At 68.2% G+C, this 10,139-nt stretch carries 9 protein-coding genes; all 9 read left to right on the plus strand.

Going from position 1 to position 10,139, the window contains the following annotated elements:
- Window positions 1-497 precede the first annotated feature (497 nt).
- Window positions 498-896: a hypothetical protein gene (locus AAF184_22435; GenBank protein ID MEO0425110.1), complete on the plus strand. Its 399-nt coding sequence runs from the start codon at window positions 498-500 to the stop codon at window positions 894-896.
- 5 nt (window positions 897-901) lie between these two features.
- Window positions 902-1,546, plus strand: coding sequence for a DUF4255 domain-containing protein (locus AAF184_22440; GenBank protein ID MEO0425111.1), 645 nt, complete (start codon window positions 902-904; stop codon window positions 1,544-1,546).
- Window positions 1,543-2,715, plus strand: a complete 1,173-nt coding sequence (locus tag AAF184_22445; protein MEO0425112.1) for a hypothetical protein — start codon at window positions 1,543-1,545, stop codon at window positions 2,713-2,715. The genes AAF184_22440 and AAF184_22445 overlap by 4 nt, the downstream gene beginning before the upstream one ends.
- A 42-nt stretch (window positions 2,716-2,757) precedes the next feature.
- Entirely contained in the window at window positions 2,758-6,183 is a 3,426-nt protein-coding gene (locus AAF184_22450; protein MEO0425113.1) for a phage tail sheath subtilisin-like domain-containing protein, read from the plus strand.
- Between the two features lie 28 nt (window positions 6,184-6,211).
- A complete protein-coding gene (locus tag AAF184_22455; protein ID MEO0425114.1) occupies window positions 6,212-6,658 on the plus strand; it encodes a phage tail protein in 447 nt (148 codons plus the stop codon).
- Between the two features lies 1 nt (window position 6,659).
- Window positions 6,660-8,678 carry a phage tail sheath C-terminal domain-containing protein gene (locus AAF184_22460; GenBank protein MEO0425115.1) on the plus strand — a complete coding sequence of 673 codons (2,019 nt, stop codon included), beginning with the start codon at window positions 6,660-6,662 and terminating at the stop codon, window positions 8,676-8,678.
- A gap of 3 nt (window positions 8,679-8,681) precedes the next feature.
- Complete coding sequence (locus AAF184_22465) at window positions 8,682-9,284, plus strand: phage tail protein (protein ID MEO0425116.1); 603 nt, start codon at window positions 8,682-8,684, stop codon at window positions 9,282-9,284.
- Between the two features lie 12 nt (window positions 9,285-9,296).
- Window positions 9,297-9,494, plus strand: coding sequence for a hypothetical protein (locus tag AAF184_22470; protein MEO0425117.1), 198 nt, complete (start codon window positions 9,297-9,299; stop codon window positions 9,492-9,494).
- Between the two features lie 25 nt (window positions 9,495-9,519).
- Window positions 9,520-10,139: peptidoglycan-binding protein (locus AAF184_22475; GenBank protein MEO0425118.1), on the plus strand; the 620-nt coding region annotated here is incomplete at its 3' end.

A 10,139-nucleotide genomic window follows, 5' to 3' on the forward strand; every position in this document is an offset into this window, starting at 1 on the left:
TGCTGCCCTGGGTGGCGAAGGGGCGTGCTCCTATCCTGATGCCCACGAACGACGCGTGGCGCGAACAGCAGATGCCGTATTGACCGACGAACGGCAACGGCAAACTCGGAAACAGCGTTGGGCGGAGGGCTGCTCGCGGCACACGGCGCGCTGGCCCAGATCACCCTAGCACCAAACAAAACTCGGTTGCTACTTAGTCCTAGCGCCAACGGCTGACCACCACCTTCATGCGGCCTCGCACGCGCCGCCGAACGGCTAGCTATCGTGCGCACCAGGCAGTTTGTTGCGAATGCAACACCTGACTCCACGACCCTTGGAGTACTGGGGGAACCAGTACCCCACACACCAGTCGATTCAGTTCCTTACGTTTATCTCCGATACGAAAGGTACTGACAGAGCAGCACCGAGGGGCCCTTCGAGTCCTGGACCATCGAGTCCCACGCCTACCCCAACAGGTCCATGGCGCCACACGCCTGACGCCGCGCAGGATCACCGCCATGACGAATGCGCAAGCAGGCATCCGGGTGTTGGTACGGGAGCACCCATTGATCGACGCCAGACTGGAGCGAGTCTTAGGCGCGGCCCAACCTCAGCGAATCGTGCTGACGGGTCACGCCACAGATTCCATCAGCGTGCTCCTCGCCCTTCGCGCCGACGAGGCAGATGCCGTGGTCATCGCCGATGAGCAACCGGACAAGGAGAGCTTGGTCAACCACCTGATGACGCAGTTTCCCGACGTCACCGTGATCGCCCTGGCCGCCAACGGTGACGTCTGGCTCGAGCAGCGCTGCCCGAACCGCTGGCGTTTGGGTGACCGCACCGCTGGCGACTTGGCCGGCGCCCTGGTCGCCGCCGTGCTCAACCCCTGCGAACGGCAGCATCCATCGATCAACTAGTCGCCATGCATACCGTCCTACGCGCCACCACCATCACCCTGACGGAGCTCCTGCGAGAGCAGTTCGAGACCGACGCCGATCTACGCCTGTGCTTCAACCCCAACGACGGCGGCGACATGGTGGTGACGGCCAACACCCCACCGGAGATGGCGGACGCCAACGAAGCCGGTCTGTCGGTGTGGCTCTACCGCATCGATCGCGACGAGAATCTGGTCAATCAGCCCCGTCCGCGGCCCGCCCAAAACCGCCTGGCCAGGCGCCCCCTGCCTCTGCGCTTGCACTACCTGATGACGCCCATCGTGCCCGGCGAGAAGAGCGGCAACGCAGGGCCTCACCTCGAACAGGCGTTCGTGGGCAAGGTGCTGCAGACCTTTCATGACCTCCCGACCCTGACCGGGGTGCGCCTGCGCGACGACCTCGCCAGCAGCGACGCCAGGATCACCGTGCGTTGGGAGCCGATGGGCCTGGAGGAGATCACCCGTGTCTGGGACGCCCTGGAGGCCTCCTACAACCTCTGCGTGTCCTACGAGGTCTCCGTCCTGCTGGTCGATAGCGCCAGTGAGTCCTCATCGGTCGCCGACGTCACCTCGGTGGATGCGCGGCCAGGGATCGCGCGCCCACAGGTGCCGGCCGAGGCGGTGACGCCGTGAGCACACGCACCGTCACCGTCGGTGAGCGTTCGTGGTCGTACTGCGAGCCCAGACCAGCGGCGCTAGCCGAGCGTCGCTGGGCGCTCGTGCGTGCGCGCATGCTCGACGAGTTGACGGGACAACCGGTGCGCCAGCCTTTGCGCGTGACCACGCCGCACACCGAGTTGGTCACCCACAGCAAACCGGGCGCCATCGTGGGCGTGAGCGCGCAGCCTGCGAAGCGGTTTCCGAACCTGCACGCCGCGCCCACCACCGTGGCGCTACAGGTGAGCGCGGCCCGCTACCTGACGCGCCAACTCGCCGCCGCGATCGGCCCGTTCCCAACTTTCCCGGACACCTTCGACCCCACCGACCTCGGGGACCTGCCCTTGCACCGGGCACCGGTGCGCGCCCAGGGCCGCGCGATGCGGGTACAGGGGATCGGTCGGGCACCACTCGCTGGCGTCGACGTGGCGATCACGGGGGTGTGGCCGAGCTTCCCGCCACGCGATGTGGATCCGATCACGGTGATGGAATCGCCCACCCTCGTGCACCTGCAGCCGGGCCTCTACCGCGAGCGCGCCACCACCACTACAGTGCGCGCCGTCGACCTGGTAGCCGCGATAGGTGAGGAGAAGCGGTTGCTCGCCACCGTCAGCGAAGGCGACACCCAACTGCTCCTCTCCGACCGGGTCAACCTGGGCCCCAACGATGTGTTGGCGATCGCCCCGGACGATGCGGATCGCGCGGAGTACATCCCGGTGACGAGTGTCGAGGGCGCGTCCACCGATGACCAGTCGGCCCGCGTGACGTTGCGGTTCCCCACGGCCTACTCCCATGCCACGAGCGCGGTCGCCGTGCGCGCTACGGTGCAGAACCCGGGCGCGCAGAACAGCGTGACCCGTGACGGTCTCGGCGCCGATCCGACCCTCTTCGTCGACGCGCTGACGGACTTCGACGGTGCCGCGGCAGTGGAGATTTCCTCGGGCGCCGACCCTGAGTACCACCGCGTCGCCCTGTACGCCACCCAGAGCGACGGGCACGGGGACTGGCGCCTGCCTCCCCTGTCGCGCGTCGCCCAATTCGAGCTGACCTCGAGCCGAGCGGACTTGCCGCAACCGCTGGTGCAGCTCCTGAGCCCGGACTACGACCAGCCGGCTTACCACCATGACATCGTTTTTCCCCAATGACCTACGGCGACGCTGAAATGGCCCGCCGAGCGGAGAAGTCCCATGCCTGAGTATCGCGCTCCTGGTGTCTACGTCGAGGAAGTCAACACGGGCACGCGCCCTATCGAGGGCGTTAGCACGAGCACAACGGGTCTCGTCGGGTGTACTGAATTCGGACCGGAGGACACCCCCGTGCTGATCACAGGGGTGGGCGACTTCCGGCGGGTGTTCGGCGACCCGCTGGACTTCGACGGATTCACCAGCCCGGACGGTAACGTGCACGCCTACCTGCCCCATGCGGTGGAGGGCTACTTCACCAACGGCGGCCGCCGTGCCTACCTCACCCGCGTGCTGCCGGATGGCGCCAGCCACGCCGATCGGATGCTCTTCGACCGGGCCCAGGCGGGCGATGCGGCCAGCGTACTCTTGCGCGATGTGCCCCAGGGCAGCGGCACCGCGGTGGATCCTCCCGCCCTGTACGCCCTCGACCCCGGTGGCGTGGCCGACGGCGATTGGCTGCGGGTCGGCGACGGCAGCCGTGCCGAGTATCGCCAGGTGGCCGTGGGCGGCGTGAGCGCTGGCGAGGCACACCTCACCTTGAGCACGCCGCTGCACAACAGCCACGCGCCTGGCGTGAGCATCGAGGAACTCACCCGCACCCCGGACGCAGTGACATTCCCCAATACTGGAGGGGTGATGTCCCTCGCGGCGGCGGCGCAGCGCGGGGCGACGGAGATCGTCGTCGATGCCGGCGGTGATGCCGCCGCACTCACCGGGCTCGCCACCGTGTCCGTGGTGCTGGAGCTCGGCGCTGCAGCGGCCACCGCGCAGTACGCGCGGGCGACAGCGGCAGCCACCGCAGGTGGCACGCTCGTGCGCCTGACGCTCTCCGGTCCCCTGGCCTTCGGGCACGACGACGCCACCCCGGTGACGGCCCTCGATCCCACCACCCTCGGTGCGGCGAGCGACACCTTGGCCCTGGCCGCAAACGCAGGCGAGTTGATCGTGGCGACGGACCCAGCTGGCTTCATCGTCGGCACCTTGGTGGTGATCGACAGCGCCGGGGCTGGACCGGAAGTCCGGCGCCTGGGACAACTGTCTACCATCGACCTCGACGTCCCGGCCTACGCGAGCTATCCCTTCGGCACCCTCGCGAGCGCCGTCACGGTGGCCGATGACGAGCGAACGGTCACCGCCGTCGCGCCCCAGAGCATCGACCTGGATGATGTCGCCAGCCTGGACGTCGGCCAGGAGATCGCCTTCGGGGGAGATCCGACCAACACGGCGATCATCGCCGCCGTCGACGAGACCCTGAGCCGCATCACCCTCCAGGCCGATCCACCGCTCGGCGTCGCGGTGGGCGACGCCGCCAGCCCGTCCGCCAAGCGCCTAACAGGTGCGATCGCTTCGGGCGGCATCGTCCTCAGCCTCGACAATCGCCTCGGGCTGGCCGCCGGCGATGTGCTGCGTGTGGGCGCGGACCCCGAGGCGGAGTACGTGACCGTGGCGGAGATCGTCGACCCACGCAGCGCCGCACCGGACGCCGGCGCCGTCGTGCTCACCGCCCCCGTGCGGGAGGCGCACGCGGCCGGCGCCGAGGTGCGACGCCAGCACGCGCCGACGCCCGTTGCGGGGCGCCAAGACCTGGTGCTGGCGCTGGCCACTGCGGAGGCTGGCACCGAACTGCTCACCTCCGATGGATCGAACCCCGCCACCCCTTATCTGCAAGATGAGTTCATCAGCATCACGCTCGCCTCGGGGGACGTGCACTACCACCGCCTGGCGGCCGACGCCGCCGACGCCAGCCCGCGCGAGATCCTCCTGACCGAAGCCCTGGCCCTGAGTCACGAGGCAGGTCAGCCCGTCGCCGAGCGACGGCCCTTGCTACAAGTGCGCGCCTTGGACCGCGGCAGCGCCGGCAATCGCCTGCTCATCGCCATCAACGATGAGCCCGAGGGCCTGGCCTCGCGCGCACGCCTCACCAGCATCGCCGCGCCGCTGGAGCTGCACCTGAACACCCTCACCGGCGTCGAGGCGGGCACGCTCCTGGAGCTGCTCGACGCGCAAACCGGCGCCCCCGTGGGAGACCCACTCAAGGTGCGGCGCATCGACCGAGCCGCCAACAACCTGGTGGAGCTGGATGGCCCTGGCTTGAGCGCGGCCCAGGTGGCCGCCCACAACACCGCGCTACTCGGCGGCCAACAGCTCGGTGTGCGTTCGCGCGAGTTCGCCCTCACGGTGTTCCTCCTCGACCGTCCCCACCCGGCGATCCCCTCGCGCAACGCCCAGGTGCGCGACAGCGAGACCTTCCGCCACCTGTCGATGGACCACCGCCATCGTCACTACGTGCATCGGATCCTCGGCACCACCTGGACACCGCCTAACGAGACGGATGACGACGGCGTGGCCCTGCGCTTGTGGGATCGCCGCTCTGAAGGCGAATCGCGATACATCCGCGTACGGGACACGGCGGCCGACGCCGCCGAGGCCGAAGCGGTGCGCCTTGGCCCCGAGGCGCTCACGGACACCTTGCCGAGCGGCCTCGAACGCCCCGCCCGTCACCCCGCGGACGGTGGCGCGGACTCGCCAGCCACCATGGGCGATGCAATGTACGTGGGCGTCGACGATGATGAGCCACAGCTGCGCACGGGCCTCTACAGCCTGCGCAGCGTGCGCGACATCTCCATCGTGGCCATCCCCGGCCAGAGCAGCGTCACGGTTCAGCAGGCACTGATCGATCACTGCGAGCGCGATGCCTATCGCTTCGCGGTACTCGACGCCCACGGCCCCAACGACGACAACCTGGTAGCGGTGCAGGAACAGCGCCAGCAGTTCGACACGAGCTACGGCGCCGTCTACCACCCATGGCTGACCATCGCCGAGCCCCTGCCGCAAAACCTCGCCAACATCCGCCAGGTGCCGATACCGCCGAGCGGTCATGTCAGCGGCATCTACGCCCGCACGGACAACGACCGCGGCGTGCACAAGGCACCAGCCAACGTCGTGGTTCGCGGCATCACGGGCCTGCAGCGCACGATCAACCGCGGCGAGCAGGAGATCATCAACCCGCGCGGAATCAACGTCACCGCCGACTTCCGCGACGCCAACCGAGCCCTGCGCGTCTGGGGCGCTCGCACCATGAGCAGTGACACCGCCTACCGCTACGTCAGTGTTCGTCGCCTGATGATCTTCCTCGAGAACTCCCTCGATCAGGGCCTGCAGTGGGTGGTGTTCGAACCGAACGCGGAAGACACCTGGGCGCGGGTGCGACGAACCATCACCAACTTCCTGACGGTGGTGTGGCGCAACGGCGCCCTCGAGGGAGCCACCGTGGAGGAGGCGTTCTTCGTTCGCTGCGATCGCAGCACGATGACCCAGACCGACATCGACAACGGGCGCCTGATCGCTGAGGTGGGTGTGGCCCCGGTGCGGCCTGCCGAGTTCGTGATCATCCGCATCGGCCAGTGGACGGCTAACGCCGACAGCTAACCCCTTTCCTCACCAGGAGCATATCTCCATGGCCACCAATGATCGCAACGATCCATTCCGCGGCTTCAACTTCGTCGTCGAGATGGACAACACGCCGATCGCAGGCTTCTCGGAAGTGGGCGGTCTCTCCGCCCACGGCGACCCTACCGAATACCGCGAGGGCAATGATCCGGAGAACCACGTGCGCAAGCTCGTGGGCCTGCGCAAGTACGACAACCTCAGCTTCAAGCGCGGGTACGTGCAGGACGACACGCTCTGGCGCTGGTTCACCAACATCGCCAACGGCGTGGACGATCGGCGCAACGGCAGCATCACGCTGATGAACGAGGCCCACGAGCCGGTGATCCGCTGGAACTTCGAGAACGCGTGGATCAACAAGATCGACGGCCCGGGACTCAACGCCACGGGCAACGAAGTGGCCATCGAGAGCATGGAGCTGTGCCACGAGAAGCTCACCATGGAACTCGAGCCGTAGCATGAACGCTTACGCGCGGCCGGGAGTCTTCTACGAACGGGTCGACGCCTCGGCGCCGGGCATCTCCGCCCTGCGCACGGACGTCGCAGCCTTCGTCGGTGTCGCCGAACGCGGGCCGGTGAACGAGCCCGTGCCGGTGCAGTCCTTTCGGCAGTTCCAAGCGCACTTCGGCAGCTTCATCGGCGCAGGCTATCTCGCCTACGCCGTGCATGCCTTCTTCGAGGGCGGCGGCGAGCGCTGCTGGGTGGTGCGCGTGACGGCGGCCACGGGAGACCAGCGAGCCCGTGCGGCCAGCCTGTGGCTGAGCGATACCGTCGGTGCGCTCACCTGGCGCCTGGTAGCGTCCAGCCCGGGCGTGTGGGGCGATGCCCTGCGCGTGCAGTTGATCCCGCAGGTGCTCGCGCAAGGCGCGGTCTCGCCCGGCCACGGCCGCGATGACCGTGCACAGGTGTCAGCCATCGCGGGCTTCGAGCGCGCCGCACTCGTGCGCCTGCGCCAGGACGACGGCGCGGGCGGTGTGCGCGAGGCCCTGCGCGTCATCAGCCACATCGATGCGGCGACCTCACAACTCTACTGGGTGCATCCGGATCCGACCCAGGCCCTGCCCTACGACCGTCCCCTCGAGGGCTTCGACGCAGATCTCCCGTGGACCATCCAACGCCTCGCCTGGCGCCTGGACGTGTACGAGGCGGGGCGACTGATCCAGCAGACCAACGCCCTGGAGCAGATCCCGCAGGCGCCGCGCTACGCGCCCGACGTGCTGCGCAAACCCACCTACCCCACGCGGCTTGCCGACGCCCAGCCGCTCCCGGCACCCGCGCCAGCCGTGGTGATCGAGGCCGATGCCCCCACGGCGATACCCAACCTGCTGGACGCGCCGGCCGGCCTGCAACGCCTTCAGGGCGGTGCCGACGGGCTGGCAGCGCTGACCCCGACCGACTACATCGGTGCAACGTCGGCGACTGATCTCGGCGCGCCCACGCAGCCATCGGGTCAACGAGGTCTCAGCACCTTGAACCATATCGACGAGGTGGCCGTCATCGCCGCCCCCGACGTGGTGATCCAGCCGCAACCGGCGCCTGAGTACACCCCGGTGGTGCGTCCCGACCCGGACCCGTGCCGACCCTGCCCGCCGCCGCCGCCAGCCTTGGCGCCGCCGAACCAGCCCGCCCTACCCTTCGAGCAGCCGCCGGAATTCACCGCCGCGCAGATCGCCCAGGTGCAGGCGGCCATGGTCGAACACTGCGAGCAGCGCGGCGACCGCTTCGCCCTGCTCGATCCGCCGGCGAGCGCCGCCCGCGACGATGCCAACGGCACCGCCGCCATCCGCGCCTGGCGCAGCCGCTTCGACACCAGCTACGCCGCCCTCTACTACCCCTGGGTGCGCGTGATCGAGCCGGCCGGCGATGCCGATAGCCTGCGTGCCATCCCGCCGAGCGGGCACGTGGCGGGGTGTATCGCACGCCACGACCTGGCGCGCGGCGTTCACCGCGCCCCGGCCAATAGCCCGTTGCCCTGGCTGCAGGGGCTCACGGCCACGGTGGATGACCGCTTGCACGAATTGCTCAACGCCGCCGCCATCAACGTGCTGCGCCAAGGCAGCGCGCGGGGCCTGCGCATCCTCGGTGCCCGCACCCTCAGCAGCGATCCCCTCTGGCGCTTCATCAACGTGCGTCGGCTCCTGCTGTTCCTGCGCAAGGCCATCGACATGAGTACCCAGTGGGCCGTGTTCGAGCCCAACCACTTCGCCACGCGGCAGAAGCTGATCCAGAGCCTATCGAGCTTACTCACCGGCTTGTGGCAAGGAGGCGCGCTCGCAGGCGCGAGTCCCCAAGAGGCCTACTTCATCAAGTGCGATGAGGAGAACAACCCCCCGGACGCGCGGGCGAATGGCCGCCTCCACGCACTGGTGGGCGTGGCCCCGAGCCAACCCATGGAGTTCATCGTGCTGCGCGTGGGGCGTCAGGACAACGCCCTGTACGTGAATGAATCCACCCTGTCCTTGACCACTGGAGCCTGACCCATGCAGCGCGACGATCCCGTGCTGGGATTCAACTTCACCGTGAGCCTCGTCGACTCGGCGTCTTCCCTCGCCAAGTCCTTTACCACCGTGACCCTGCGCAACGTGCTGGACGAACCGGTGGGCGGGTTCAACGAGTGCACGGGCCTCGAGACCACCCTGGACATTCACGAATACGAGGAAGGCGGCCGCAACGGCACGGTGCTCAAGTTCCCGACGCGGGTGCAGCCGGGACGCATTGTGCTCAAGCGTGGCGTCACCCGAGGCACTGCCCTGTGGGAGTGGTTCGAAGGGTTCTTGAACGGCGACTTTAAGCGCAAGGATGGCGTGATCACGCTGCTGAACGACGCCCATGAGCCGCACACCGTGTGGGGCTTCCAGCGCGGCTTGCCCGCCCGCTACTCGGCACCCCAGCTCAACGCGCAACAAAGCAACGTCGCCATCGAATCCATCGAGATCGTGCACGAGGGCTTGGTGCTGATGAGTGGCGCCAGCGAACTCGCCACCGCGATCTCCTCCGCCGCCGGCGCCCTGGCCGATGGTGCGCGTGCCCTTGGCACGGGCGTGCGCGGCGCGGCCCGCGGCATCGGCGACCTACTCACCTAAGGAGACCACGCAGTGCAGGTGTACATCGACAAGGTCGTCAACCAGTTTCGCGCCATGAGCACTTCCTCCGCCCTCGCGCCGGAGACCCTGGCGCAGATCGTGGCGGCGGTGAGCGCCGCCCTGCGCGAGGAGCAGCAGCGCGAAGCGCGGGTGGAGGAGGAAGGCTCCCTGCGCAACTACCAGGAGCGCACCCGCTCCTGGGAGCGATGAGGCAGGCGAGGCGTAGGAAAGCACCATGGCGAACCCGGAACTAGCAGTCATCATCGCGCGTTGGAGTCGCGTCGACCCGAAGGGCAAGGTCACGGAGACCGAGCGCTCCTTCCCGGTGCAGTTCAATCCGAAGGAATTCAGCCTCGAGAAGGGCGTGCAGCTGGGGGAGATCGCGATCCCGGGCCTCGACGCACCCCTGCAGCAGTTCGTCCGCGGTCAGGCCGAGAAGCTCAGCGTGGAGCTGTTCTTCGACACCACGGAGGACGGCACGGGGGTGGATGCGACGTCGGTGACCTCACTCACCGATCAGATCTATCAGCTCGCCAAGGTGGAATCGAGCAGCCACGCACCGCCGATCGTCACCTTCTGCTGGAACCGCCACTTCCCCGGCGACTCCCTGAGCCTTGGCGGCGGTCAGCTGCGCAACAGCTTCGTGGGTGTGGTGGAGAGCGTGCGCCAACAGTTCACGCTGTTCAGCAGCGAAGGCGTGCCCCTGCGTGCCACCGTGAACCTGGTGCTGCGCGAGTACCGCACGCTCGACCAACAGCTCGACGAGCTCAAGCTGAGCTCCCCCGACAAGAGCCACGCGCACACGCTGGCGGAGCGCGACACCCTCTCCGGCCTCGCCCACAGCTACTACCGCCA

The organism is Pseudomonadota bacterium, assembly GCA_039815145.1.
Lineage (GTDB): Bacteria > Pseudomonadota > Gammaproteobacteria > Steroidobacterales > JBCBZW01 > JBCBZW01.